Source organism: Streptomyces griseofuscus (genome assembly GCF_014673495.1).
GTDB classification, from domain to species: Bacteria; Actinomycetota; Actinomycetes; order Streptomycetales; family Streptomycetaceae; genus Streptomyces; species Streptomyces murinus.
The window spans coordinates 6,960,075-6,984,387 of record NZ_CP051006.1 but is presented as its reverse complement, the minus strand read 5'-3'; the positions used below and the strand labels follow the sequence as shown (position 1 = coordinate 6,984,387).

Annotated in this window: 19 protein-coding genes; 7 read left to right on the top strand and 12 right to left on the bottom strand. The window is 74.7% G+C overall.

Features of this window, described 5'->3' with window-relative positions; translation table 11 throughout:
* Positions 1-3: 3 nt before the first annotated feature.
* The 3 genes from HEP81_RS31810 to HEP81_RS31800 are packed head-to-tail and all read right to left on the bottom strand — an operon-like array spanning position 4 to position 3,779.
* Positions 4-399, bottom strand: a complete 396-nt coding sequence (locus HEP81_RS31810; protein WP_037650877.1) for a DUF742 domain-containing protein — start codon at positions 397-399, stop codon at positions 4-6.
* Between the two features lie 9 nt (positions 400-408).
* On the bottom strand, positions 409-843 hold the full coding sequence (locus tag HEP81_RS31805) for a roadblock/LC7 domain-containing protein (RefSeq protein ID WP_037650878.1): 435 nt from the start codon (positions 841-843) through the stop codon (positions 409-411).
* Positions 840-3,779, bottom strand: a complete 2,940-nt coding sequence (locus tag HEP81_RS31800; protein ID WP_037650880.1) for a sensor histidine kinase — start codon at positions 3,777-3,779, stop codon at positions 840-842. The genes HEP81_RS31805 and HEP81_RS31800 overlap by 4 nt, the downstream gene beginning before the upstream one ends.
* Before the next feature lie 292 nt (positions 3,780-4,071).
* On the opposite strand from HEP81_RS31800, the gene HEP81_RS31795 reads away from it, so the two are divergent.
* Together HEP81_RS31795 and HEP81_RS31790 are read left to right on the top strand one after the other, a co-directional pair.
* Positions 4,072-4,620 (top strand): hypothetical protein, encoded by a 549-nt coding sequence (locus HEP81_RS31795; RefSeq protein WP_381126772.1) that lies wholly within the window; start codon positions 4,072-4,074, stop codon positions 4,618-4,620.
* A gap of 161 nt (positions 4,621-4,781) precedes the next feature.
* Entirely contained in the window at positions 4,782-5,561 is a 780-nt protein-coding gene (locus HEP81_RS31790; protein WP_172637013.1) for an IclR family transcriptional regulator, read from the top strand.
* A gap of 60 nt (positions 5,562-5,621) precedes the next feature.
* On the opposite strand, the gene HEP81_RS31785 is transcribed toward HEP81_RS31790, so the two are convergent.
* The 4 genes from HEP81_RS31785 to HEP81_RS31770 form a co-directional block, all read right to left on the bottom strand.
* The gene (locus HEP81_RS31785) at positions 5,622-10,265 is read right to left on the bottom strand and encodes a hypothetical protein (protein WP_037650882.1); all 4,644 of its coding nucleotides are present in this window, start codon (positions 10,263-10,265) and stop codon (positions 5,622-5,624) included.
* A 92-nt stretch (positions 10,266-10,357) separates the two neighbouring features.
* Positions 10,358-11,236, bottom strand: a complete 879-nt coding sequence (locus tag HEP81_RS31780; RefSeq protein ID WP_037650883.1) for a hypothetical protein — start codon at positions 11,234-11,236, stop codon at positions 10,358-10,360.
* 106 nt (positions 11,237-11,342) lie between these two features.
* Positions 11,343-12,884, bottom strand: a complete 1,542-nt coding sequence (locus HEP81_RS31775; RefSeq protein WP_037650885.1) for a hypothetical protein — start codon at positions 12,882-12,884, stop codon at positions 11,343-11,345.
* 109 nt (positions 12,885-12,993) lie between these two features.
* Positions 12,994-13,695 carry a GntR family transcriptional regulator gene (locus HEP81_RS31770; RefSeq protein ID WP_037650888.1) on the bottom strand — a complete coding sequence of 234 codons (702 nt, stop codon included), beginning with the start codon at positions 13,693-13,695 and terminating at the stop codon, positions 12,994-12,996.
* A gap of 126 nt (positions 13,696-13,821) precedes the next feature.
* Here HEP81_RS31770 and HEP81_RS31765 point away from each other — a divergent pair, with 126 nt between their 5' ends.
* From HEP81_RS31765 to HEP81_RS31745, 5 genes are all read left to right on the top strand, one after another.
* Positions 13,822-15,126, top strand: coding sequence for an MFS transporter (locus tag HEP81_RS31765; RefSeq protein ID WP_037651307.1), 1,305 nt, complete (start codon positions 13,822-13,824; stop codon positions 15,124-15,126).
* Positions 15,123-15,962: a putative hydro-lyase gene (locus HEP81_RS31760; protein ID WP_190276049.1), complete on the top strand. Its 840-nt coding sequence runs from the start codon at positions 15,123-15,125 to the stop codon at positions 15,960-15,962. Before HEP81_RS31765 ends, HEP81_RS31760 begins: the two co-directional genes overlap by 4 nt.
* A gap of 78 nt (positions 15,963-16,040) precedes the next feature.
* A complete protein-coding gene (locus HEP81_RS31755; RefSeq protein WP_037650890.1) occupies positions 16,041-16,799 on the top strand; it encodes a LamB/YcsF family protein in 759 nt (252 codons plus the stop codon).
* On the top strand, positions 16,796-17,413 hold the full coding sequence (locus tag HEP81_RS31750; protein WP_037650892.1) for a 5-oxoprolinase subunit B family protein: 618 nt from the start codon (positions 16,796-16,798) through the stop codon (positions 17,411-17,413). The genes HEP81_RS31755 and HEP81_RS31750 overlap by 4 nt, the downstream gene beginning before the upstream one ends.
* Positions 17,414-17,462: 49 nt before the next feature.
* Entirely contained in the window at positions 17,463-18,332 is an 870-nt protein-coding gene (locus HEP81_RS31745; protein WP_037650894.1) for a 5-oxoprolinase subunit C family protein, read from the top strand.
* Positions 18,333-18,370: 38 nt separating this feature from the next.
* Here HEP81_RS31745 and HEP81_RS31740 read toward each other — a convergent pair whose 3' ends face one another.
* The 5 genes from HEP81_RS31740 to HEP81_RS31720 all read right to left on the bottom strand — a co-directional run bounded on the left by HEP81_RS31740 (position 18,371) and on the right by HEP81_RS31720 (position 24,258).
* The gene (locus HEP81_RS31740; RefSeq protein ID WP_051849842.1) at positions 18,371-19,126 is read right to left on the bottom strand and encodes an FAD-dependent monooxygenase; all 756 of its coding nucleotides are present in this window, start codon (positions 19,124-19,126) and stop codon (positions 18,371-18,373) included.
* 73 nt (positions 19,127-19,199) lie between these two features.
* On the bottom strand, positions 19,200-20,129 hold the full coding sequence (locus tag HEP81_RS31735; protein WP_078967119.1) for an SGNH/GDSL hydrolase family protein: 930 nt from the start codon (positions 20,127-20,129) through the stop codon (positions 19,200-19,202).
* Positions 20,126-21,325, bottom strand: a complete 1,200-nt coding sequence (locus HEP81_RS31730) for a glycosyltransferase (protein WP_037650898.1) — start codon at positions 21,323-21,325, stop codon at positions 20,126-20,128. The genes HEP81_RS31735 and HEP81_RS31730 overlap by 4 nt, the downstream gene beginning before the upstream one ends.
* Positions 21,322-22,449 carry a glycosyltransferase family 4 protein gene (locus tag HEP81_RS31725; RefSeq protein WP_037650900.1) on the bottom strand — a complete coding sequence of 376 codons (1,128 nt, stop codon included), beginning with the start codon at positions 22,447-22,449 and terminating at the stop codon, positions 21,322-21,324. Before HEP81_RS31725 ends, HEP81_RS31730 begins: the two co-directional genes overlap by 4 nt.
* Before the next feature lie 390 nt (positions 22,450-22,839).
* A complete protein-coding gene (locus HEP81_RS31720; RefSeq protein WP_037650902.1) occupies positions 22,840-24,258 on the bottom strand; it encodes a hypothetical protein in 1,419 nt (472 codons plus the stop codon).
* Positions 24,259-24,313: the final 55 nt, after the last annotated feature.

Sequence of the window (24,313 nt, the reverse complement as noted above, 5' to 3'; positions counted from 1 at the left end):
CGGTCACAGTGCCCGCAGGCCGTTGATCACGTCGCGCAGAATACTCTCGTCCGGCAGCTCGGCCGGGGGCACCGGCCGGGTGACATGGACGAGTTCCGCGTGCACGAGGTCGCCGACGAGAACCCGCACGACGCCGATGGGCAGGTCGAGTTCCGCGGCCAGCTCGGCGACCGACTGCGGGGCGCTGCGGCACAGGCCCACGATGTCCACGTGCTCGGGGGAGAGCGTCGGATCCGTCTCCGGGTCCCCGGCCGCGGGCTCCGTGACGACCACCGCGATCAGATCGAGGCGGTGCTGGGCCGTACTGGTGGTACGGCCGCGCGTCATGGCGTACGGACGGACGACCGGTCCGGCGTCGTCGTCGAACCAGTGGCTGCTCACCTGACCGTCTTCGCTCATGTCATCCCACTACCCGCCCGCGGGCAGGCCCGTGCGCGGGGCGGTGCCCAGGTGCACACCCACCCGCTTGACCAGGAGCGTCATCTCGTAGGCGACCTGGCCGACATCGGAGTCGGCGTCGGACAGGACGGCCAGACAGCTGCCGTCGCCCGCGGCGGAGACGAACAGGAAGGCGTCGTCCAGCTCGACGACCGTCTGACGGACGCCGCCCGCGTCGAAGTGGCGGCCCACGCCCTTGGCGAGGCTGTGGAAGCCGGATGCCACGGCGGCCAGGTGCTCGCCGTCCTCCCTGGTCAGGTCCTTGGACACGCCGGTGGCCAGTCCGTCGCCGGAGAGGATGACGGCCTTGCGGATGCTGGCGACGCGGTCGACCAGGTCGTCCAGGAGCCAGTTCAGCTCCCCGTTGCCCGTCGCCGTGTGGTCGGTCGCCTTCGGTGCGGTCATCGACCGTCCCCCTTAGTGGTTCCTTGTGCTGTGTCGGTGCGGGCAGTCTCGCCCGTGGCATTCTCCTCCCGGCCGCGCTGCCAGCCGCGCTGGAGCGAGGCCATCCGGCTGCGGACCTCGTCGGCGTCCCGGTCGGTGGGCGCGTCGCCGCGCCCGGGTCGCCGTTCGGGGTCCTGCCTGAGCTGAGGGGCGAGACTGGCCTGCCGCACCCGGCGGGGCAGGGCGCTGTCGCCGGCTTCGGCGGCGCCGTCGCCTTCGCGGGGTGCGCGGGCGGGGCCGCCGGGGATACCCGGGCCGCCGGGGGCGCTCGCCGCGGGGCGGGTGCGCCGGGGCAGCGAGGGGATGCCGGGGCGGGCGGCCGTACCGGGGCCGTCGGCCGGTGCCGTCCCGGCCTCCCCGAGGCGGTCGGCCGGTTCCGCCGGGCGCGGGGCGGTGATCGCCCGGCGCGGCAGGGCCACCGGCCCGCCCCGGTGCGGCTCGCGGTCGGCGCGCTGCGCCTCGCGATCGGTGCCGTGGGTGTCCAGGTCGGCGCCGTACGCGTCCTCGGCGGTGCCGGACGCGTCCGTGTCGGAGCCGTACGACTCCCCGGTCGCGCGGTCGGCCGGGTCCGTCGGGTTGCGACGGCCGGGCTCGGAGCGGTGGGCGCGCTGATCGGTGACCGGTTTGCCGTGCGAGCTGACCAGCTTGGGCGGCTGGCGGCGCGGCAGCGGTACGAGTCCGTGCTCGCCGGTCTCCTCCCCCGCCGGGCGGTCCGCCGGACGGTCGTCGCCCGGCTCCTGCGCGGGGCCGTCGTCCCCGCCCCGGGTCAGGGCGCGGCGGTGGCGGAAGAGGCCGCCGCGCTCGCTGTCCTCGTCCGGCAGGGCGCCGGGGAAGTCGTCCAGAGCGTCGAGGTCGACGGGCGCCTCCAGTTCCACGGGGCCGTCCAGGACGGTGGTGGACAGGCCGGAGAGCGGCAGCGGGGCCCGGGAGCCGCCGGCGGCGCGCCCGGAGTTCTTCGCGGTGCGCTCGCGGTCGAGCCGGAAGCCGATGCCGTTGGTGTCCGGGACCTCGTCGCTGAGCAGCGCGTCGGGGATGAACACGATCGCGGTGGTGCCGCCGTAGGGCGAGGGCTGGAGGGAGACGCGCACGTTCTGGCGCTGGGCGAGCCGGCTGACCACGAACAGGCCGAGCCGGTCGGTGTCGGAGAGTTCGAACTCGGGGGTCTCGGCCAGGCGCAGGTTGTTGTCCAGCAGCGCCTCGGGGGTCATGCCGAGTCCCCGGTCGTGTATCTCCAGGGTGAAGCCGTTGGCGACCCGCTCGCCGATGACCTGGACGGCGGTGTGCGGCGGCGAGAACACCGTGGCGTTCTCCAGGAGTTCGGCCACGAGATGGGTGAGGTCGGCGACGGCCGGGCCGGTCACGGCGACCCGCGGCAGGCGTCGTACCTCGACCCGTTCGTAGTCCTCGACCTCGGCGACGGCGGCGCGGACCACGTCCATCAGCTGCACGGGGCGGCGCCACTGCCGGGAGGGCGCCGCGCCGGAGAGGATCACCAGGCCCTCGGCGTGCCGGCGCATCCGGGTGGTGAGGTGGTCCAGGCGGAAGAGGTCGGCGAGTTCGTCGGTGTCCTCGGTGCGGCGTTCCATGGTGTCGAGGAGGGTGAGCTGCTTGTGCAGCAGCACCTGGCTGCGGCGGGCGAGGTTGACGAAGACCTCGGAGACTCCGGCGCGCAGCTCGGACTGTTTGACGGCGGCCTCGACGGCGGCCCGCTGGAGGGTGTTGAGGGCCTGTCCGACCTCGCCGATCTCGTTCTGGTCGTACTCCAGGCGCGGCACCTCGGTCTCCACGTCGATCTGTTCGCCGACCGACAGGCGGCGCATCAGGCCGGGCAGCCGGACGCCGGACGCCTCGTGCGCCTCCAGGCGCAGCCGGCGCAGGTCGCGGATGAGGCCGCGGCCGATCCGGACGGACAGGACGAGGGAGAAGAGCAGGGCGAGCAGTCCGAGCAGTCCCGCGACGGCGCCCTGGGCGATGACCCGCATGGCGACGGGGTGCATACGGTCCTGGAAGCGGTCGCCCGCCCGGTCATCCAGGGTGCCGAGGTCGGCCAGGGCGTTGCCCGCGGCGGAGTCCCAGCTCTTGGCGGTGACACCGTCGGGGGTGCCGGAGCCGTGCTCGATGACGGACTGCTCGGCCGAACGCAGCGGGGCGGTACCGGCGTTGTCCCAGAACCGTTCGTAGCGCTCGCGTTCGGAGGCGGGCAGCTGCGGGAGGCTGATGTCGTACAGCAGGGTGCGCTGGGCGACGAGGTCGGAGATCTCGCGGATCTCCTCGCGGGTGAGGCGGCCCACCACCAGGGAGGAGCCGAGCAGGGCGTCCTCCCGGGAGAGCAGTTCACGGGCGCGGGTGAGGTTGACCAGGGCGTGCGACTGCTTGTCCATCTCGACGTCGTCGATGCCGTCGAGCCCGGCGAGCAGCGAGTAGCAGGGGTCGATCAGGCGGTTGTAGAGGTCGAGTGCCTGGGCGCGGCTGATGGTGCCGCCCTCGACGCTGTGGCGCAGCGAGTCCAGGCCGCTGAAGGCGTTCAGGACGGCGGTGAGGTGTTCGCTGCCCTGGGCGCCGAGGCCGTTGCGCAGATGGCGCTTCCGCGCGTTCTCGCGGACCTTCGCGATCGCACGGTCGCTGGCCGTGCGGGTGCGCTGGAGCGCCGACAGGGAGTCGGCGGCGCGCGGGTCGGCGAGGTAGACGAGGGTCTGGCGGCGCTCCTGTTCGAGCACGCGGACGGTGTCCTCGGTGGGATAGCCGATGTTCTGCATGACATCGGAGACCCGGAAGAGCTGGGCCACGTCACGGCCCGTGACCACCGTCGCGAAACCCCAGATGGCGGTCAGGGACAGCAGCGGCACGAGAAGCAGCGCCACGATCTTCCGGCGGATCGACTTCCCGCGAAAGCGCATGGCCTCCCCCAGCTCGACCCCCGCGGGCCGGGGGTGCGCATGTGCGTCAACAAACGGCGCGAGCCTACTACCGCCATACAGGTAACTCGAAGGCATGTCCGGAAGGTGAACTTCCTCAGCGGCGGCGGTACGGGGCGAGTTGTCCGGGCATTGCGGGAGATTGCCACCGCGATCCGGCGGGTACCCCGGAGCCGGACACCATGGCGGGGAATGGCGGTTGGCTGGAATTTTTCCCAAGGCGGGAATCTTCGCGGGGTCTTGTTCGTCCTTCTCTACGGGAGTTGGGGGCGGATTGGGCCGCGGAAGCCCCGTCCCGCGTCCCGGCCGCGTAAATCCGCGCAAGCCGGGCAGCTACTGGGGAGTCGGGGCTTCGGGGCGAGGGGCCCTCGGGCGGTGGGGAGTGAGTGACACGGTGAAGGGCACTGCGGAGCGGTACGGGATACAGCGCGAACACCGGCCCTTGTGGGTCGAGGAGCCCGCGCGGCGGCATCCGCTGCCCGATCCGGTGCGGACGGCGGCGGTGCGGGCGCTGATCATCATCTCGGTCACGCTGATAGAGGCGATGGTGGCGTTCCTGTGCACCATGGCGGAGTCCTGGCCCGCCTTCCCGATGGTGATCAGCAGCGTGGTGAGCACCGTGGTGGCCACCTGGGCCGTGGTCGACGTCTGGGTGACCCGCCAGGTGTGGAACCAGCGGTACGGCGTGCTCTCCGAGCCCAGCAGCACGGCTCGCGCGCTGCGCCGGGAGCGGCGGGCGCGCCGGCGTGCGGAGCGGCGGGCGCTGCGGGAGCAGGAGCGGATACGGCGGCGGGGCGGCGCGGGGCAGCTGTCGCACCCCTGAGCCGAACCGCGAGCCGGGACGCGAGTCGCACCGCGAGTCGGAATCCGCTCGGCCACCGGCTGGAATCGGCCACTTCGCTACGATGATGTTTCGTATGGCGCGGACATGAGCGGCGTGCGCAACAGATTCCGGACCGGCCGACAGGTGGTGGGAGCCCAGCCATGGCCCACGCGCAGAAGCAGCAGTCGGCCGGCGCGGTGCAGTCGGTGGACCGCGCCGTGAGCGTGCTGGAGATCCTCGCCCGGGACGGCGAGGCGGGCGTCACCGAGATCGCCACCGAGCTGGCGGTGCACAAGTCCACGGCGTTCCGGCTGCTCGGTGTGCTGGAGCACCGGGGGCTGGTGGCGCAGGCGAAGGATCGCGGCAAGTACTACCTGGGCGCCGGTGTGCTGCGGCTGGCCGGGGCGGCCGCGGTGCGGCTGGACATCTCCCAGGAGGGCGTCCCGATCTGCCGCGAGGTCGCCGACGAGCTGGGGGAGACCGTGAATCTCGCGGTGCTGGACGAGGACGCCGCCGTCAACATCATGCAGGCCCGGGGCACGGCCTCGGTGGCCGCGCAGAACTGGCTGGGCCGGCGCACCCCGCTGCACGCCACCTCCAGCGGCAAGGTGCTGCTCGCGCATCTGCCGCCCGCCGCGCGCGAGAGCCTGCTCGCGCGGCCCCTGCCCCGGTTCACCGAACGCACCGTCACCGACGCCGGGACGCTGCGGGCCGAGCTGGACCGCGTGGTGGAGCGGGGCCACGGCGTGACGGTCGAGGAGCTGGAGCCGGGCCTCGCCGCGGTGGCCGCGCCGGTGCGGGCGCACGACGGCGAGGTGATCGCGGCGATCAGCGTCTCCGGCCCGGTGTACCGGCTGAACCGGGACCGGCTGACGGAGGTGGCCCGGCGCACGGTCGCGGCGGGCACGGAGCTGTCCCGCCGCATGGGGTACGGCTTCTGAGCTGCGGCCACCGGGAGGCTGCCCGCGCGCTGCGGGCCGGCCGGGCGGCCCCCCGCGCCACTACGCGTTGACCGCCGGCTTCTTGAACATCCTGGTGGCGGTGATCTCGCTGTGCACCGTCTCCCCCGCCTGCGGCTGCTGGGGCAGGCCGGGGCGCAGGTGTTCCTCGACGCTGATGTACTTCAGCCCCGCCCGCAGGTCCGCGTCATTGCGCAACCGGATGACCAGCGGGAACTCGGCCAGGGCCGTGGTGTCGAACAGGCCCGTGGTGTACAGGAGCTGGACGCCGAGGGCGTCGGAGACGGCTCGCTGGAGTTCCAGGAGGTAGGTCGCGTTGGCGCGGCCGATGGGGTTGTCCAGGAACAGCGTGCCCGCGTGCCGGTGCTTGTCGCGGCCCCGGTCGTTCGAGCGCAGCGCGGCCATGGTGCAGTACAGGGCGATGGCCGCGGTGAGCAGCTGGCCGCCGGAGAAGACGTCGCCCATCTGCCCGACGGGGACCCGCTCGGCGCGCAGCACCGCGTCGGGCTTGAGGATCTCGACGGCCACGCCCTTGGGCTCCAGGGCCGACGCGACCCCGCGCAGCAGCAGGGACATGCCGTCGCGCCGCATGTCGGAGTTCTTCTTGACGGCGGCGCGGGTGGCCTCGTCGATGACCTCCCCGAGCCGTTCGGTGAGCGTGGCCTGGTCGGGTTCCTCGAAGCGGATGCGCAGGAACTCCTGACCCGACCACTCGCCGAGTCCCTCGGGGAGCCGGGAGAGCCGCTGGGCGGAGCGCAGGGTGGCCAGGGCCGACTCCACGAGGCCGCGCAGCCGGTCCACGATCGAGTCGCGATTGCGCTCCAGCTGGGCCAGCTCGTCGGTGAGGACCCGCAGCCGGGGCGCGAAGGCGTCCGCCCACTTCTGCGCGTGCTCGGGCAGCGCGGCGGCGGGCAGCTCGCGGATCTGCTGCCGGGCGGGGGTGCGGACCTGCTCGTAACGCGTGGAGTTGGCGTGCCGGACCAGTACATCGCTCGCCTCGCGCACACCGGCCTCGGCGGCGGACAGGTCGGCGGCGCAGCCGCGCAGCGAGCGGCGGGCCTCGGCCGCGGACTGCCGTGCCTCCTCCAGATCGCCGGGGTAGGGCTCGGTCTCCTCCGGCTCCTCCTCGCCGGCCTGTTCGCGCAGCAGGTCGCGGAGCATCGCGGCGATCTCGTCGAAGCCGCCGGCCGCGTCCTCGGCGGCGCGATGGGCGGCCAGCAGTTCGCCGTGCGCGTCGCGGGCCTGCGCCAACGCCTCGGTACGGGCGGCCAGTTCGGTGGTCGCGGTGCGCAGCAGGACCTGGGCGTGCTCGGCGTCGCGCGGCACCTGGTCCGCGGGCAGCTCGGTGTGCGCCTCGCCGTCCTCGGGGGCGTGCCGCTCGGCCTCGCCGCGCAGCCGGCCGAGCTGCTCGCTCGCGGTGGACATCCGGGTCTCCAGGAGCTGCACCAGTTCCTCGGCGCGGGCGGCGGCCGCCTGCCGGGAGGGCCCGTCGGAGCCGTCGGGCGACTGGAGGAGCTGCTCGGCGCGGGTGCGGACCTTGTTGCTGAGCCGGTCCAGTTCGGCACGGGCGGCGCTCTCGTCGCTCTCGGCGCGGGCCTGCTCGGCGCGCAGATCGGCGCCGACGCCGACCTTCTCGTACACCTGGGACGCGGCCCGGTACGCCTCGCGCAGGGCGGGCAGCGACGCCTTGGGCGTGTCGGTCTCCGCGACCGGTACGTCGTCGGGGGCGCCGGCGATCTCCGCGCGCTCGGCGCGCAGCGCGCGGGCGGTGCGGCGGGCGTCGTCCGCGGCGCGCTGGGCGGCGCGGCGGTCCTCGTCGGCGGCGCGGGCGCGCTCCAGACAGGTCTGGGCGCGGGCCTCGGACTCGGTTGCCTCGTCGGCGAGTTCGCGTAGCCGGGCCTGCCAGCCGGCGCGTTCGCGCAGCCGGAAGGCGAGTCCGGCGAGGGCGTCGGCGGCGCGCCGGGCCTTCTGCGCGGCCTCCTGGCGTTCGTCGCGCAGCCGTACGGCCTCGGCGGCGCTCTCCTCGGCCTCGGCGCGCAGGGTGCGGGCCTCGGCGAGTTCGGCCTCGGACTCCTCGGCGAAGGCGCGGGCCTCCTCGGCGGCGCGGGCCAGTTCGGCCAGGCGGCCCGCGGGGCAGCCGGTGCGCCAGGAGGTGAGCCGGGCGGCGAGTTCGCGGTCCTTGCCGAGCCGGGCGGCCAGGGTCCGGATCTCCTCGTCGCGCTCGGTGGCGCGGGCGCGCAGGGTCTGGCGTTCCTCGTCGGCGGCGTGCTCGTCGTGCATGGCCGGGTTCGGCGGCACCAGGAACACGCCGTCCGGGGCGGTGCCTTCGGCGGGGGTCGGGGCGAGCAGCGCGGCCGCGGTGCCGACGGCCACGGCGGAGCGCGGCAGCAGGGCGGCGTCGGCCAGTGCCTCGCGGGCCCGGGCGTGGGTGTCGGGGTCGGTGATGATGACGCCGTCGACCAGTTCGGGCCGGGCGGCGAGCACCCGGGCGTGGTCGGCGGGGTCGACGGCCTGGGCGAGATAGCGCCAGCCGGGCAGCGCGGGGATGCCGTGCTCGCCGAGGAACTCGACGGTGGCGAGGACGTCCGGGCCGGGCGGCAGCAGTCCGCCGTCGCCGAGCGCGCCGAGGATGCGGGAGTCGTCGGCGGCGGCCGTGCGCAGGTCGAAGAGCTGGCGTTCGGCGGTAGTCACCGCGTTGTCGAGGAGGCTCCGCAACTCATCGGCGCAGCGGTCGAGTTCGGCGGCCGTGAGCGGGCCGGCGGGCAGGCCGTCCTGGTCGGCGCGCGGGGCGCCGTCGGTGTCGTCGGTGCGCTGGGCGGGCAGGCCCGCGCGGGGTGCCGTACCGGGCAGGCCGAGGAGTTCGGCGAGGCGTTCCTCGGCGGCCAGCGCGTCCGCGAGGCGGCGTTCGGCCTCGTGGGAGCGTTCGGCGGCGGCCGCGGCGTCGGCGGCGCGGGCCGCGGTCAGTTCGGCGCGGGACTCGGCGGCGGCCGTCTCACGGGCGTGCTCGGTGGCCGCGCGGGCGGCCTCGCGGGCGGTGTCCCAGGCGGCGACGGTGGTCTTCTCGGCGTCCGAGGCGGCGAGCGCGGCGCGGGCCGGGTCGGCGTCGGGGGCGCTGTCGTCCAGCCAGCCGGCGCGGACCGCCTCGGCGGTCTCCTGCTCGACCTCGCTGAGCCGCTGGCGCAGATGGCCGGCCTCGCTGCGGGCGCGCTGGGCCTCGGTGGCGGCGGCGGTGGAGTCGCGGTGGGCGGCGTCACCGGCCTCCTGGAGGGCGGCGGAGCGCTCCTCCCCCTCGTTGGCCAGGTCCTCGGCGCTCCCGGCGGCCGCGTGCAGGGCGCGGACGAGTTCCACGGCGGCCTTGGCGCGGGCGGCGAGGGCGGGGGCCGCGTCCCGCTCGGCCTCCTGGATGGCGGCGGAGACCCGGGCGACGCGGTCGGCGGCGGCACGGTGGCGCAGCACGGCCTCGGCGGCCTGCCAGGCGGAGTGCAGGGTACGGGCGTCGGCCAGCTCGCGCTTCTGTGCGGCGGCGGCCTTCTCGGCGGCGGCGAGGGCCAGCGAGGCGTGCCGGTAGGCGAGTTCGGCGGCGACCAGGGAGCTGCGTTCGCGGGCGCCCTCGGAGTGGGTGACGGCGTACGCGGCGGCGGTGACCCGCTGGGCGAGGTCGGCGGCCCGGATGCGTTCCTGTACGGCGCGTGCGGACAGCCGCCGGGCGAGGGTACGGGTGCGGCGCTCGGCGCCGGCGTGGATGTCCCGGGCGCGGCCGCGGGTGTCGGCGGCCTCCACGATCCGGCCGAGCAGGTCCACCGAGCCGGCCGTGAAGTCGCGCTCGGCGATCAGCTCGGCGCGCCGGCCGAGCTTGTTGCCGAAGCCGCTGACCAGGTCGGCGAGGCCGTCGGTGTCCCGGGTGTCGGTGACCGCGCGCAGCAGCAGGTCGGTGAAGTCGGAGTCCTTCTTGACCGCGAAGAGGCCGGCCGCCTCGCCCTCGTCGGCGTTCATCTCCCGCTGGTAGCGGAAGAGTTCGGGGTCGAGGCCGAGGTCGCCGAGGTGCTCGGTCCAGCGCTCGTGGATCTCCTCCCAGTGCACCTCCAGGTGCGGGTACGCCTTGCCGCCCTCGGTGAGGGCGTCGCGGAAGCCCTTCATGGTGCGGCGGCGGCCCTGGGCGCCGGACGCGCCCTCGGCGGCCGGGCGTACGGCGGTGGACTCGGCCACCGGGAGGTTGTCCAGGCTGAGTCCGGGGCCGGGCCGGAAGGAGTACCAGGCCTCGGCGAACTTGCGCGGGTCGTTGGAGACCTGGCGGCCGCGCCACTCGCTGACCTTGCCGACGACCACGCACTCACCGGTCTGCACATGCTGCCACTCAAGGGCCACATGGCCGCAGTCGTCGGCGAGCAGGAACTTGCGCAGCACGCCGGAACTGGCGCCGCCGAGGGTGTTGCGGTGGCCGGGGAGCATCACCGAGAAGATCAGCTTGAGCAGGACGGACTTGCCGCCGCCGTTCTCCAGGAACAGCACGCCCGCGGGCGCGGGGCGGCGCGGCGGGCCGGACGGCTCCTCCGCGAAGAACTCCGCCTGGGTGGGCGCCGGATCGGGCACGGGCTCGCCCACGCCCCGCAGGTCAAGCACGGTGTCGGCATAGCGCGCACCGGCGGGCCCGATGGAGTAGAGGCGGACCCGGGACAGCTCGTACATGGCGGACTCTCGTAAGTCTGGTGAAAGGTGCGGTCGTTCGGGGGCGCGGGGCGCGTCAGCCCTTCAGTGCTTCAGGATCGGCCCTCAGTGCTTCAGGAGTGGAAGGGGAGGCCCGCGTCGGCCACCAGCTCCAGGTCGTCGGTGTCCTCGGCGGGCAGCAGGCTGGCGGTGCCGTCGGTCACCGGGACCACGCCCAGCTCGATCAGTTCGGCCATGGCGGCGGTGCCGGCCATGTCGCGGACCTGGAGCTGGTAGCGGGCGGTGGTGCGGTAGGTGCCGCCGCCTTCGTCGCCGGTGCGCTGGAGGAAGCCGGAGTCGGTGAGGAAGGCGAGGGCCTTGGCGACGATGCCGGTGGTGGAGGAGGCGGGCCTGCGGGCGTCCTTGGTGGCGCCGGTGGCGCTGCGTCTGGCCCAGATCCGCCAGGCGGCCTCCAGGCCGGGCGCGTCGGTGGCCGGGTCGGTGTTCTCGCCCTGTTCCTCGGCGCGTTCCTCCAGGCGGCGGCAGGCCTGGCGGACGAACGCGTCGACGCCGTTGACCGTGACCCGGCCGATGTAGCCGTCGTCGGCCAGGTCCTCGGGGCGCGGGAACGCGAGGGCGGCGACGGCGAGATGGGCGAGGCCGTGCAGGAAGCGGTCGCCGGAGTCGGCGGTGGTGCGACGCGCGTAGTCGCCCATGCGGACGGCGAAGACCGAGTCCTCAGCGGCTGTCACGGCCATGCCGGCGCGCGGGGACACCTCCAGGACGATGAGCCCGAGGCCGGTGGCGACGGCGTCGGCGAGCCGTGCGAACGCCGGGTCCTCGCGGTAGCGGCGCAGCAGTTCGGTGTAGTCCTGGTCGCGGGCGGGCTGGAGCTTGGGCTGGAGCCCGTAGGCGACGAGCCGCGCCGCGTCGGCGGCGTCGGCGGGGGTGACGGCGGCGGTGGCCGACGGGGCCGGGGCCTCGGTGTCACTCCACTCGACGTGCTCGCTCACGGCTTTGACTCCTTGTCGCTCTCTGACTTGCTCATGCTGCTTCCGGACCTCTCGACCATGGTCCGCAAATGTCATATATGGCCCGCTGGTGTCGCATACGGGCCGCTCACGCCGCCCGGTCCGCCGCCATGCCGGCCGCGTCCAGCAGCGCCATGCCGACGATCAGATCGGCGCCGCCGAACTCGTGGTCGTCCAGCTCGGTGCCGTCGTCCACGGCGAACAGCAGCTTCTCCTCGCCCTGCCGGTAGGCGGTGCCGACGGCGGGGCTGGCCGCGTGCACCGCGAGGAGGGCGACGAGGTAGGCGAGATCGGAGTCGCCGGTGCGCCGGGCCTCGGCGAGCAGCCCGGAGAGCCTGCGCGGGGCATCGGCGGGCAGGTCGAGCAGCTCCATGGCGGTGGCCAGCTGCTCCTCGCTGAAACGGCTGTCGTCCGGCGTCGCGATCAGGTCCGGCTCGGGCATCTCCGCGCCCAGGTGCTCGCGCTCCACGGGCGGGGTAAGCAGGATGTCCACGAGGTCGGCGACCCGCACCGAGACGGGGGTGCGCAGGCCGGTGCCGCGGGCGAAGAAGGCGTCCGTGACCCGGGTGGCCCGCTCGACGGGGAGGGTGAGTACCGGGGCGACCAGATGGCCGTACAGGTCTATCCCCGCGGTGCTCGTGGGCGTGGCGAAGGCCTGCCGGTCCTGTTCCGCGCGGAACAGCGGGCCCGCCTCCAGCAGCCGGGACTGGAGCTGGGTGTGCCGGCGGATGCAGTCCTTGACGATGTCGACCAGCTCGGCGGCGCGCCGCTTGTGCTCGGGCTCCTCGGTCTCGTCGCGGGCCTTGCGGATGTTGGTGAGGATCGCGTTCTCGTGCCGGTAGCGGTCGGCCACGTGCTCCAGGGCCTCGGCGATCATGTCGGGGACGGCGTTGAGCCAGTCGACCGCGCGCACGTTGCGCCGGGTGGCGTCCAGGGCGCGGCGCAGGGTCTCGGAGTACTGCACCGTGCGGTAGCGGGCCTGCTCGGCGGCGAGCTGGGCGTCGGCGAGCCGGCCCCGGTTGATCAGCACCTCCAGCTTGACCTCGGCGGCGATCTGGGCGCTGGTGACGTCGGTGTCGAGGGCGCCGACCAGGACGTTGACCGCCTCGTCGGTGGTGCGCAGATACACCGTGCCGCCGGGGCCTGGGACCTCTTCGATCAGCTTGAAGTCGTAGTCGCGGCGGACATAGGTGCCGTCCGCGGCGAAGGTGCCGTAGACGGCGCGGAAGCCGCGGTCCACGCTGCCGACGTTGATCAGGTTCTCCAGGACCCAGCGGGCCACGCGCTCGTGCTCGGCGGTGGGGCGGTGCGGGGCCTGGGCGGCGATGCGGGGGATCAGCCGGGCGACGATCTGCTCATGGTCGGCGCCGGTGTCGAAGTCCATGTTCAGCGTGACCAGGTCGATGGCGGCGAGGGCCACCTCGGCCATTCCGTACACCGAGTACTCGCCCGCGAGGCTGCCCTTGCGGGCGTCCAGGTCGTGCAGCGGCGCGGTGCACGCGAGGGCGCGCAGCCGACGGGCGAGGCCCTCGTCGGCTGCGGGCCCGGGCGCCGGGCGCTGCGCTGCGCTGAGCTGGGGCGGAGCGGTCTCGGAAGTCACGGTGCACAGAGTAGGTCCTCGGTCTGACATCTACCCAAACGGGAAGCCGCCGGAGTACAGATCATCGCATTTCGACTGCCGGTCCGTCGCAGTTGGTCGCGCCCCGCGGCGGAGCCGCAGATCGATACAGCCCCGCGCCCTACGGAGCGTGTTCCTCACCGACTCTGCGCCGATAGACCTCCACCACCCGCTCCAGCGAGTCCGCCAGGTACCTCTCCAGCAGCCCCTCCGCCGCGCCCCGCTCCCCCGCCTCCAGCGCGCCCAGGATCTCCCTGTTGCGCGTCAGGTACGGCTCGTACAGCCGGCGCGGGTCGTCCACCAGGTGGAAGGCGAGGCGGAGTTCGGCGAAGACGCTGCGCATCAGTTCGTCGGTGCGGGCGCTGCGGGCGAGGGTGACGAGTTCCTGGTGGAAGTGGATATTGGCGGTACCCACCGCTTTCCAGTCATCCTCGGCGGCCGCCGTCTCGCCCGCGGCGACCGCGTCGGCGAGCCCCCGCAGGGGGTACGGCGCCTCACCGAGACCGCGCACGACGGCGCACTCGACAAGGGCGCGGGTGCGGTAGATGTCCTCGACGTCCTCGACGGTCAGGACCCGTACGAACACACCCCTGTTGAGCTCGTGGACGAGGAGCCGTTCATGGGTGAGCAGCCGGAACGCCTCGCGCAGGGTGTTGCGGGAGACGCCGAGCGCGCCGCCGATGCTGTCCTCGGACAGCCGGGTGCCGGGCGGGAAGTACCCGTCCGCGACACGGCTCCTGAGGATGTCCGAAACCCTCTCCGCGGTGCTCGTGCGGCCCAGGAGGGCGCGGTCGTCGGCCAGTCCCGCCAGCTGCTCTGCCATGCCCGGAATTCAATCGCAGACATCGGGACGAGACAACAGGGGTATTGAAGGATCGTTGAACAATCCTCTACGGTGCTCGGCACGGCTCACTTCACCGCACCCTCCGTCCCCTTCTGCGAGGTGCCCATGAGCACGACCCCTCCTCCCCCCGCCACCGCCCCCGCGCTCGAACACACCGCCCAGGACGGCGCGTTCGGCTGGCTGCGCGATCTCGGCCCGCACGGGCGGCGCGCGTTCGCCGGGGCTTTCGGTGGATATGCCCTGGACTCCTACGACTACTTCACGCTGCCGCTGAGCATGGTGGCGCTCTCCGCGTACTTCGGCCTGGACAGCGGCCAGACCGGCCTGTTCACCACCGTCACCCTGGTGGTCTCGGCGGTCGGCGGCGCCCTGGCGGGTGTGTTCGCCGACCGGGTGGGCCGGGTGCGGGCGCTGGTGATCACGGTGCTCACCTACGCGGTGTTCACCGTGGCCTGCGGCTTCGCGCCGGACTTCGAGACGCTGCTGGTCTTCCGCGCGCTCCAGGGCCTCGGCTTCGGCGGGGAGTGGGCGGTCGGCGCGATCCTGGTGGCCGAGTACGCCTCCGCCCGCCACCGGGGCCGTACCCTCGGCGCGGTCCAGAGCTCCTGGGCGGTCGGCTGGGCGCTGGCCGCCGTCGTCTACACGCTGGTCTTCTCCTTCGCGGGCGACGACCTGGCCTGGCGGGTGATGTTCTGGACCGGCGCGCTGCCCGCGCTGCTGGTGCTGTGGCTGCGCCGCCGGGTGCACGACGCGCCGGTGGCCCTCGCCGCCCGTGAACAGGACCCGCGGCGCGGCTCGTTCACCGCGATCTTCCGGCCGGGCCGGGCCGGCGCCCCGGGCCTGCTGCGCACCACGCTGCTGGCGAGCCTGCTGTCCACGGGCGTGCAGGGCGGCTACTACACGCTGGCCACCTGGGTGCCCACCTATCTGAAGTCCGACCGCGGTCTGTCGGTCGTCGGCACCGGCGGCTATCTCGCCTTCCTCATCTCCGGCGCGTTCCTCGGCTATCTGACCGGCGGCCACCTCACCGACCGGCTCGGCCGGCGCGCCACCATCTGGCTGTTCGCGCTGCTGTCGGCGGTGTGCGTGCTGGCGTACGCGCACATCCCGCAAGGTGCCGACACCGTGCTTCTCGTGCTGGGTTTCCCGCTGGGGTTCTGCATGTCGGCCATCTTCAGCGGCTTCGGCTCCTACCTCAGCGAGCTGTATCCGACGGCGGTGCGCGGTACGGGACAGGGCTTCACCTACAACACGGGCCGCGCGGTGGGCGCGGTCTTCCCCACCCTGGTCGGCTTCCTGGCCGACAGCTGGGGCGTCGGCGGCGCGCTGGTCTTCGGCGCGGTCGGCTACGGGATCGCGGCACTGGCGCTGCTCGGGCTGCCCGAGACGCGCGGGAAGGAGCTGTCATGACATGGGTGCAGCGCACCGCGGACCGTCCCGTCACCACCCTCGACGAGCGGGCGCCCGCCTGGAGCCCGCGGACCGCGCGGGCCCGGTTCCGCGCGGGTCTCGCCGGCCCCACGGCCGGGGTCGCGGCCGGGCACACCCAGGCCAATCTGATCGCGGTGCCCGCCGACTGGGCCTACGACATGCTGCTGTTCTGCCAGCGCAACCCCCGGCCCTGCCCGGTGCTCGACGTCACCGACGCCGGCTCCCCGACGACGGTGCTCGCCGAAGGCGCCGATCTGCGCACCGATCTGCCGCGCTACCGGGTGTGGCAGGACGGCGAGCTGGTCGCGGAGCCGACCGACGCGCGGCCCCACTGGCGCGGGGACCTGGTGGCGTTCCTGCTCGGATGCAGTTTCACCTTCGAATGGGCGCTGAGCCGGGCGGGCGTGCCGATCCGCCATGTCGAACAGGGCCGCAATGTGCCGATGTACGTCACCGGGCGCCCGTGCCGCCCGGCGGGCCGGCTGAGCGGGCCGATGGTGGTGTCCATGCGGCCGGTGCCGCCCGAGCGGCTCGGGGCCGCGATCCGGGAGAGCAGTCTGCTGCCGGCCGTGCACGGCGGGCCCGTGCACTGCGGGGACCCGGCGGGGCTCGGCATCGTGGACCTGGACCGGCCGGATTTCGGCGACCCGGTGACCCTCCAGGAGGGCGACATCCCGGTGTTCTGGGCGTGCGGTGTGACCCCGCAGGCGGCGGTGACGGCCTCCCGGCCGCCCTTCGCCATCACCCACGCCCCGGGCCAGATGTTCCTGACCGACGCCCGCGACGAGCAGTACCGGCTGGTCGGCGTCGACTGACACCGGCACATCGACAGAACCACTCATCAACGAACCGACAAACCGATGAACCCCACGAACCGGAGACACGGGACGACCATGACCACGATCGATCTGAACGCCGACCTCGGGGAAGGCTTCGGCCGCTGGCGGCTCACCGAGGACGAACAGCTGCTGTCCGTCGTCACCAGCGCCAACGTGGCCTGCGGCTTCCACGCCGGGGACGCGGCCACCATGCGCCGGGTGTGCGAGCTGGCCGTCGCACGCGGGGTGACGATCGGCGCCCAGGTCTCCTACCGGGACCTCGCCGGGTTCGGGCGGCGCGCGATGGAGGTGCCGGCAGCCGAGCTGACGGCCGAGGTCGCCTACCAGATCGGAGCGTTGGAGGTGTTCGCACGCGCCGCCGGGGCCCGGGTGGCGTACGTCAAACCGCACGGCGCGCTCTACAACCGGGTCGTGCACGACGAGGAGCAGGCGGGCGCGGTGATCGACGGGGTACTCCTCGCCGACCCCGCGCTGCCGGTCCTCGGCCTGCCCGGCTCCCGGCTGCTGGCGCTGGCCGAGAAGGCGGGCCTGCCGGCCGTCCCTGAGGCGTTCGCGGACCGCGCGTACACCGACGAGGGCACGCTGCTGCCGCGTGGCCAGGGCGGCGCGGTGGTGAGCGATCCGGAGGCGGTCGTACGGCGCTCGGTCGGACTTGTCCGCTCCGGCACTGTCATCGCGCACTCCGGCGCGCGGGTGCGGGTGCGCGCCCGCTCGCTGTGTCTGCACGGCGATACGCCCGGCGCGGTGGAGCTGGCCCGGCAGGTGCGGGCGCGGCTGGTCGCGACGGGCGTGCGGCTGGAGGCCTTCGCATGAGGGCGCTGCCGGTCGGCCAGGAGGCGCTGCTCATCGAGGTGGACTCGGCCGAGGAGGCGGGGGCCCTGCACACGGCGCTGCTGCGGCGCCGCGCGGAGGGCACGCTGACCGTGCGCGAGATCGTGCCGGCCGCGCGCACGGTCCTGCTGGACGGACTGCCCGACCCGGCCCGCTGGATCCCCGAACTGACCGCGCTGGAGGGAGAGCCGCCCGCGCCCTCGACATGCTCCCCGGTCGAGCTCCCGGTGCGCTACGACGGGCCCGACCTCGCCGCCGTCGCCGCGCACTGGGGGGTGTCCGAGCGTGAGGTGGTCCGTATCCACGCGGGCACCGAGTTCACGGTGGCCTTCTGCGGTTTCGCACCCGGCTTCGGCTATCTCACCGGGCTCCCGGCCCGCTACGACGTCCCGCGCCGGGCCACTCCGCGCACGGCGGTCCCGCCCGGCGCGGTGGCGCTCGCGGGGCCGTACACCGGCGTGTACCCGCGCACCTCGCCGGGCGGCTGGCAGTTGATCGGCGCCACCGACGCGGTGCTCTGGGACCACACCCGCGACCCGGCCGCGCTGCTGTCGCCGGGCACGCGGGTGCGCTTCGTGCCGGTGGAGGGGCCGTGAGCGGGGGCCGGGACGTCGTATCCGTGCGTGTTCTGCCGGTGGAGGGCCCATGACCGACCGTGCGCTCGTCGTCGTACGACCGGGGATGCTGACCACCGTGCAGGACCTCGGGCGGCCCGGGTACGCGCATCTCGGGGTGCCCCGGTCGGGGGCGCTGGATCCGCCCGCGGCGGCGCTGGTCAACCGGCTGGCCGGGAACGGGCCGGACGCCGCGGTGCTGGAGACGACACTCGACGGATGTGCGCTGCGCCCCCGTTCGACGGTGACCGTGGCGGTCGGCGGGGCGCCCTGCCCGGTGACGGTCGGCGGCCGCCCGGCGGCCTGGGGCGCGCCCGTGGTGGTGCCCGCCGGTGAACTCCTGGAGGTGGGGGCGGTGTCGGCGGGAGTGCGCGGCTACGTCGCCGTGCGCGGCGGCATCGCCGTCGAGCCGGTGCTCGGCAGCCGCGCCACCGACCTGCTGTCCGGCCTCGGCCCGGCCCCGCTCGCCGAGGGCACGGTGCTGCCCCTCGGCCGTCCGGCGGGAGCGCCCGCGCGCGTGGACACCGCCCCGCAGCCGGGCCCGCCGGCCGAACTCGTGCTCCGGGTGGCGCCGGGCCCGCGCGCGGACTGGTTCACCGCGCGCGGACGCGACGACCTGACCGCGCGCGCCTACCGGGTCTCCCCGGCGAGCAACCGCATCGGCCTGCGCACCGAGGGCCCCGCGCTGGAACGCGCCCGCGAGGGCGAACTGCCCAGCGAGGGGATGGTGCTGGGCGCCGTACAGGTACCGCCGGACGGCCGCCCGGTGGTCTTTCTGGCCGACCATCCGACCACCGGGGGCTATCCGGTGATCGCCGTCGTCCACCCCCCCGACCTCCCGGCCGCCGCGCAGGCCCCTCCGGGCACACCGGTCCGCTTCGTACCGGTGGGACGACACTGAGACCGGACGAGAGAGTCACCCCACATCCCGGCACCGTGTCACCGCACAGCGGCCGCCCCCTGACCCGCCATCGCGGTGAGAGCCCCGGACATGGACCGGGTGAGCGTCTCCGGGTCGGTCTCCTCGGCGGCCCAGGCCACATGGCCGTCGGGGCGTACCAGTGCCGCGGTCACCCGCCGCCAGGCGTCCCGGTCGTGCGGGGCGAGCGGTGCGGTGTGCACGACGGTGTCCGGTGTTCGCCCGGGCAGTCCTGCCGCCGCCCCGCCGGTCAGGTCCAGCAGGACCCGGCCGCCACCGCGCAGCAGCTCGAACAGCCGCCGCCCGTCCGCGAACCGGAGGTCGGGCGCCCGGCGGCCGGTCAGCGGATGGGCCGAGGCGCCCTCGGCCGGGGGGTAGACCACGGAGAGACCCGACATCCGCTCGGCGAGGGCCTGGCTGAACTCCGGGACCGTGGCGATGAATTCGCCGAGCAGCCCGCGGAGTGCCTGCCCCTCCGGGGCGTAGGTGGTCATCAGGGCGGTCTGCGCGCGGGTGTTGAGCAGCAGCTCGGCGCCGACCGGATGGCGCTCGCCGTGGTAGCTGTCCAGGAGGCCGTCCGTGGCGGTGCCCCGGAGGACGGCGGCCAGCTTCCAGCCGAGGTTGGTGGCGTCCTGCACCCCCACATTCAGTCCGGGGCCGCCCGCCGGGAAGTGCATATGGGCGGCGTCCCCGGCCAGTAGCACCCGGCCGCGCCGGTAGGTCTCCGCCTGCCGGGTGGCATTGCCGAAGCGGGAGAGCCGGCGGGGGTCGCGCACGGCCTGTCCCTGATCCCGCGTTCGCTGACCCCGGCCGAGCCGGACGGCACCCGCCCGGCGGCCGGAGCCGAGGTCAGCTGATACCGACCTCCAGGTCGAGCGGCCCGGATCCGGGCAGTACGGCGCGCGACGGGAGTCCGGTCGGGGCGTGCGCCCCGGCCGGCGTCCGGGCCGGGCGCCGCTCCGAAAGCGCGGCCAGCGCGGCGGCGACCGCGGCCGAGGCGGCCACGTCGAGGTCGGCGCCGGTGCCACGGGCACTGTGGCGCAGTTCCTCCAGGGCGAGTCGCAGCAGCTGGGGCAGCAGATCGCGGCAGCGCCGGGCCACCCAGGCGGTGCCCGCGGTGGCCAGCCACAGCAGGCTCGCGGCGCGGGTCGGGGCGGGGGACTCCGGTTCCAGGGACGGGGGCCGGCCCGTAGCGTGGCCCGCGGCGGTGAGCAGCGTGTGGAAGCGGGCGGCCAGCCGCCGGTGGCCGCGTTCGCCGGGGTGCAGCCGGTCCGCGCTCCACAGGGCCCGGTCGGCGATCCAGCCGCCGTCGGACGCGTCCAGATGCAGGGCGCCGTACCGTTCGGACAGGGCGTGTACGACCGCGTTGACCGCCCGCTGGCGCCGGGCCAGCGGGGCGGCCAGGGCGCTCGGCAGGCCGAGCATCGCGCCGGGGTCGGGCAGGCAGGCGGTGAGCAGGGTGGCGCCCTCGCGGGCACAGGCCGCGTAGACCTGGTCGAGGCGGGCGGCCACCGCGTGGATGTCGAAGGTGTGGCGCAGGGTGTCGTTGACGCCGACGACCACCGCGACCAGATCGGGGCGCAGCGCGAGGGCGGCCGGGGTCTGCCGTTCCAGCACGTCCCGGGTCTGCGCGCCGCTGACCGCGAGGTTGGTGAACTCCGTGCCCGCGCCGAGCGAGGGCGCGAGCAGCGCGGCCCAGCCCCGCGGGCCGTCCTCGGTGAGGTCGCCCACGCCCTCGGTCAGCGAGTCCCCGAGGGCGACGAAGCGGACGGGTCTCATGCCACGCCCTCCGGGACGCCCCGGCGGGTGCCGTCCCGGCCGCCCGTACGCCCCGCGGCGCGATCCAGCACCTCCGTGTCGTGGGCGGCGAGGAACGCCTCGACCGCCGTGCCCCAGCCGAAGCACTCGGCCCGCGCGCGTGCCGCCTCCCGGCGCTCGGACTCGGGCCGGTCCAGGAGCAGTTCGACGGCGTCGGCGAACGCCTCTCCGTGGTCGGCCGCGGTCGCCCCGGCCGACCCGATGACCTCGGGCAGCGCGGAGGAGGCGCTGGCCACCACGGGCGTGCCGCAGGCCATCGCCTCCAGGGCGGCGAGCCCGAAGGTCTCGGCGGGCCCGGGGGCGAGCGCGAGATCGGCGGTGGCCTGGAGCGCGCCGAGCGCGGCCCGGTCGGAGAGGTGCCCGAGGAAGGTCACCGGCAGCCCCCGTTCCCGGGCGCGCTGCTCAAGGCGGGCCCGCAGCGGCCCGTCCCCCGCGACCACCAGCACCGCCGGCCGGCCGCGTCGTATCAACGCCTCCAGGGTGTCGAGCGCGGTGCCGGGGCGCTTCTCCACGGACAGCCGGGAGCACATCACCAGCAGTGCCTCTCCCCCGCGCGCGTGTCGTGTGCGCACGCCGGGGTCGCGCAGCGCGGGGTGGCGGGCGGTCAGATCGACGCCCAGGGGGGCGCGTATGACATTGCGCGCGCCGATGCGGACGAACTCGCGCTCGGCGTACTCGGTGGTGCACACCACGCGTGAATAGACATGCGCGGTACGGGTGTTGAGGGCGTCCGCGGCCCGCTTCGACAGGTGTTCGGGCAGGCCCCAGGTGCGCAGCACACCGTCGGCGGTCTCGTGGGACACCATCACGGCGGGCACCCGCGCCCGGCGGGCCCAGCGCCCGGTCCAGCGCAGGGTGGTCCGGTCGGAGACCTCCAGCCGGTCGGGGCCGAGGTCCTCCAGGAGGGCGGTGAGGCGGCGCCGGTCGGTCAGCACGCGGTAGCCGCCGGTGCCGGGGAGCAGCGGTCCGGGCAGGGTGATGACACGGCCCTGCTCGGTGTCGGTGTCGGTGTGCCGTGCACCGGGCACGATCAGCACCGGTTCATGTCCCGCCGCCAGGAAGCCCTTGCCCAGTTCGCGCAGGGCGGTGCGCAGACCACCGGAGGCGGGCGCGACGAAGTTGGCGAGCCGGACGATGCGCAGCGGCCGGGCGCTCATGCCGCCACCGCCGTCCGGCGCCCGGCGAGCACGTCCTCGTAGTGTCCGATCAGCCGGTCGCCCACGGCGGCCCAGGTACGGCCCTCGACCAGGGTGCGGGCGGCGGCGCCGAACGCGTTCCGGCGCGCGGGGTCCTCGGCCAGGGAGCGCACGGCGCCCTGAACGGCCTCGGCGTCGCGCGGCGGCACCAGCAGTCCGGTACGGCCGTGGTCCACCAGGTCGAGCGGTCCGCCGACGGCCGGCGCGACGACGGGGACGCCGCTGGCCATGGCCTCCTGCACGGTCTGGCAGAAGGTCTCGAACGGGCCTGTGTGCGCGAACACGTCCAGCGAGGCGAAGATCCGCGCCAGGTCGTCGCCGGTACGGCGGCCCAGGAAGACGGCACCGGGCAGCGCCTCGGTCAGGTGGGCGTGGCTGGGTCCGTCGCCGACGACCACGAGCCGGACGCCGTCCAGAGCGCAGACACCGGCGAGCAGTTCGACGTGCTTCTCGGGGGCGAGCCGGCCGACATAGCCGACGATCAGCTCACCGTTCGGAGCGAGTTCCCGGCGCAGCTCCTCGTCCCGCCGGTCCGGCCGAAAACGTACGGTGTCCACGCCGCGCGGCCACAGCCGCACCCGGGGCACCCCGTGCGTCTCCAGATCGCCCAGGGCGGCGCTGGAGGGGGCGAGGGTGCGGTCGGCGGCGGCGTGCACGGAGCGGATCCTGCGCCAGGCGGCGGCCTCCCCGGCGCCCATGTAGGTGCGGGCGTAACCGGCGAGGTCGGTCTGGTAGACGGCCACCGCGGGCAGACCGAGCCGGGCGGCCACCGCCATCCCGCGCGCGCCGAGGACGAAGGGGCTGGCGAGGTGCGCCACATCGGGCCGGTGTGTCACCAGGGCCGCGGCCAGACGCCGGCTGGGCAGGGCGACGCGGACCTGGGGGTAGCCGGGGAGCGGGAGGGAGGGGATCCGGACGACCGGACACGGGGCGTCCGTGTCGGGGGCGGTGCCGGGTGCGGGGGCGGGGGCGACGACGAGCGGGTGGTGACCGCGATCTACGAGGTGCCGGGCGGTCTGAAGCGCGCAGTGGGCCACGCCGTTCACATCGGGGGGGAAGGATTCGGTCACGATGACGACACGCATACGGGTGTTGTCGCCGCACCGGACGTGGCCGCGTCAACGTCGATCTTTCCGCCCGGGGAACGTCCCGTGAGCGTTGTACGCCACGGGCGGAAGGATCGGACGACGCCATGGGGCGCTGGTCCGAGGGTCACTCGGCGTTCACCCGGGAACCCGGTGTTCACGCGGGGCCTGGTGCTCGGGCAGGGGCCCGGCGGCGTTCGCGTCCAGGGCCTTCGGTGTTCGTACCGAGGGCGGACGCGCCGGTGGTGTGCGCCGGCGCGCGTCGAGTACGCGGACCTGTCACACGGCACGTCGACTACGCAGGCCCCTCGCGGCGTACGGAGGCCGTGGCGTCGTACGCGAGCCCGTCCCGATGATGTACGCGGGCCCGGCCCGGCCTCCGCGTCGGCCTCAGCCCGCGGACATGTCCGGCCCGAAGCGGCTGCGGACCGCCGTCTGGACCTCGTCCTCCTCGGCCGGGTCGGCGGCGAGGCGGCGGAGGCGTTCGACGACCCGGGTGTCGCCGGTCTCGGCGTGGCGGGCGGCGAGTTCGCGGGTGGTCTCCTCGCAGTCCCAGAGGCATTCGACGGCGAAGCCGGTGGCGAAGGAGGGATCCGTGGCGGCGAGGGCGCGGGCGGCGCGGCCGCGGAGGTGGGAGGAGGCGGTCTCGCGGTAGACATGGCGCAGCACCGGCGCCGCGCAGGCGATGCCGAGGCGTCCCGCGCCGTCGACCAGGGTCCACAGCGTGGGCGCGTCGGGGCCCTCGCCGCGCACGGCCTCGCGCAGGGCGCCGAGCACGAGCGGGCTGTCCTGGGCACCGCCGCGGCAGGCGAGGACCCGGCCGGCGGCGGCGCCGAGCACATCGGGGCGCTGGGCCCAGCCGCGGGCGCGGTCCACGGCCGCGACACTGCGCATCCGTTCGAAGGCGTCGACGGCCGCCTCCACGACGACCGAGGTGCCGTCGGCGACCGCGGCCTCGATCAGATCGAGCGCCTCGGGATCATTGCCGTCCGCGAGATAGCGCAGGGCGGTGCAGCGGGCCCCGTCGGTGCCGGCGCGGGCGGCCAGCAGGATCTCCGGCCGGTCCTCGGGTCCGGCCACGGCGACCAGACAGCGGGCGGCGGGCACATGGAGGGCGGCGCCCCGGTCGAGGCCCTGCTGGGCCCACTCGAAGACGGCGCTCACACTCCAGCCGGGGCGGGGCCCGGTCGGCCGCATCTGCCGCTGCCAGCGGTCGAAACATCCGGCCTCGTGGGCGGCCCGCACCCGGGCGCCGATGCCGTCGCGCGGATCCTCGGCCCACAGCCGCCAGGGCCGGGGTTCGAAGGCGTCGCGCACGACGGTGGCCAGCTCGGCCTCGCCCTCGGGGTCGGCGGGGAAACGGGCGAGCACGGGGGCGGCGAGGGCGCGCAGCCCCGCGTCGTCGTCGCGCAGCGCCAGTTCGTCCAGCGCCCAGGCCCAGTTGGCGCCCTGGGCGGCGTACCGGCGCAGCAGGTCGAGGGCGTCCCGGCGGCCGTACGAGGCGAGATGGCCGAGCACCGCGAGGGCCAGGCCGGTGCGGGACTCGTCCGTCTCCAGGTGGTCCTCGGGGTCGAAGAGGTGTGCCTCGACGGCGTCCAGCTCGCCGTTCAGGTCGAGGAAGAGCCGGGCGTAGTACAGGGAGCGGTTCTCCACCTGCCAGTCGTGGCGGGGATCGCGCAGCACACAGTGGTTCAGGGCCGCGAGCGCTTCCGCGCGGGGGGCGGTGAGCGCGTGCAGCGTGCCGTCGCCGCGGCCCCGCTGAAGCAGGCCGAGCAGCGTACCGCTGGGCGCTATGACCGGATCGAACATGGGAAACAGCCTCACATCAAGCGTCGACGCAACCGGGGAACACGCACTACCTGGC

What these genes read in the sequence shown, in the direction of transcription:
- HEP81_RS31810 (WP_037650877.1), bottom strand. Translation starts at nt 399, where the DNA reads ATGAGCGAAGACGGTCAGGTGAGCAGCCACTGGTTCGACGACGACGCC.
- HEP81_RS31805 (WP_037650878.1), bottom strand. Translation starts at nt 843, where the DNA reads ATGACCGCACCGAAGGCGACCGACCACACGGCGACGGGCAACGGGGAG.
- HEP81_RS31800 (WP_037650880.1), bottom strand. Translation starts at nt 3,779, where the DNA reads ATGCGCTTTCGCGGGAAGTCGATCCGCCGGAAGATCGTGGCGCTGCTT.
- HEP81_RS31790 (WP_172637013.1), top strand. Translation starts at nt 4,782, where the DNA reads ATGGCCCACGCGCAGAAGCAGCAGTCGGCCGGCGCGGTGCAGTCGGTG.
- HEP81_RS31785 (WP_037650882.1), bottom strand. Translation starts at nt 10,265, where the DNA reads ATGTACGAGCTGTCCCGGGTCCGCCTCTACTCCATCGGGCCCGCCGGT.
- HEP81_RS31775 (WP_037650885.1), bottom strand. Translation starts at nt 12,884, where the DNA reads ATGTCAGACCGAGGACCTACTCTGTGCACCGTGACTTCCGAGACCGCT.
- HEP81_RS31770 (WP_037650888.1), bottom strand. Translation starts at nt 13,695, where the DNA reads ATGGCAGAGCAGCTGGCGGGACTGGCCGACGACCGCGCCCTCCTGGGC.
- HEP81_RS31765 (WP_037651307.1), top strand. Translation starts at nt 13,822, where the DNA reads ATGAGCACGACCCCTCCTCCCCCCGCCACCGCCCCCGCGCTCGAACAC.
- HEP81_RS31760 (WP_190276049.1), top strand. Translation starts at nt 15,123, where the DNA reads ATGACATGGGTGCAGCGCACCGCGGACCGTCCCGTCACCACCCTCGAC.
- HEP81_RS31755 (WP_037650890.1), top strand. Translation starts at nt 16,041, where the DNA reads ATGACCACGATCGATCTGAACGCCGACCTCGGGGAAGGCTTCGGCCGC.
- HEP81_RS31750 (WP_037650892.1), top strand. Translation starts at nt 16,796, where the DNA reads ATGAGGGCGCTGCCGGTCGGCCAGGAGGCGCTGCTCATCGAGGTGGAC.
- HEP81_RS31745 (WP_037650894.1), top strand. Translation starts at nt 17,463, where the DNA reads ATGACCGACCGTGCGCTCGTCGTCGTACGACCGGGGATGCTGACCACC.
- HEP81_RS31735 (WP_078967119.1), bottom strand. Translation starts at nt 20,129, where the DNA reads ATGAGACCCGTCCGCTTCGTCGCCCTCGGGGACTCGCTGACCGAGGGC.
- HEP81_RS31730 (WP_037650898.1), bottom strand. Translation starts at nt 21,325, where the DNA reads ATGAGCGCCCGGCCGCTGCGCATCGTCCGGCTCGCCAACTTCGTCGCG.
- HEP81_RS31725 (WP_037650900.1), bottom strand. Translation starts at nt 22,449, where the DNA reads ATGCGTGTCGTCATCGTGACCGAATCCTTCCCCCCCGATGTGAACGGC.
- HEP81_RS31720 (WP_037650902.1), bottom strand. Translation starts at nt 24,258, where the DNA reads ATGTTCGATCCGGTCATAGCGCCCAGCGGTACGCTGCTCGGCCTGCTT.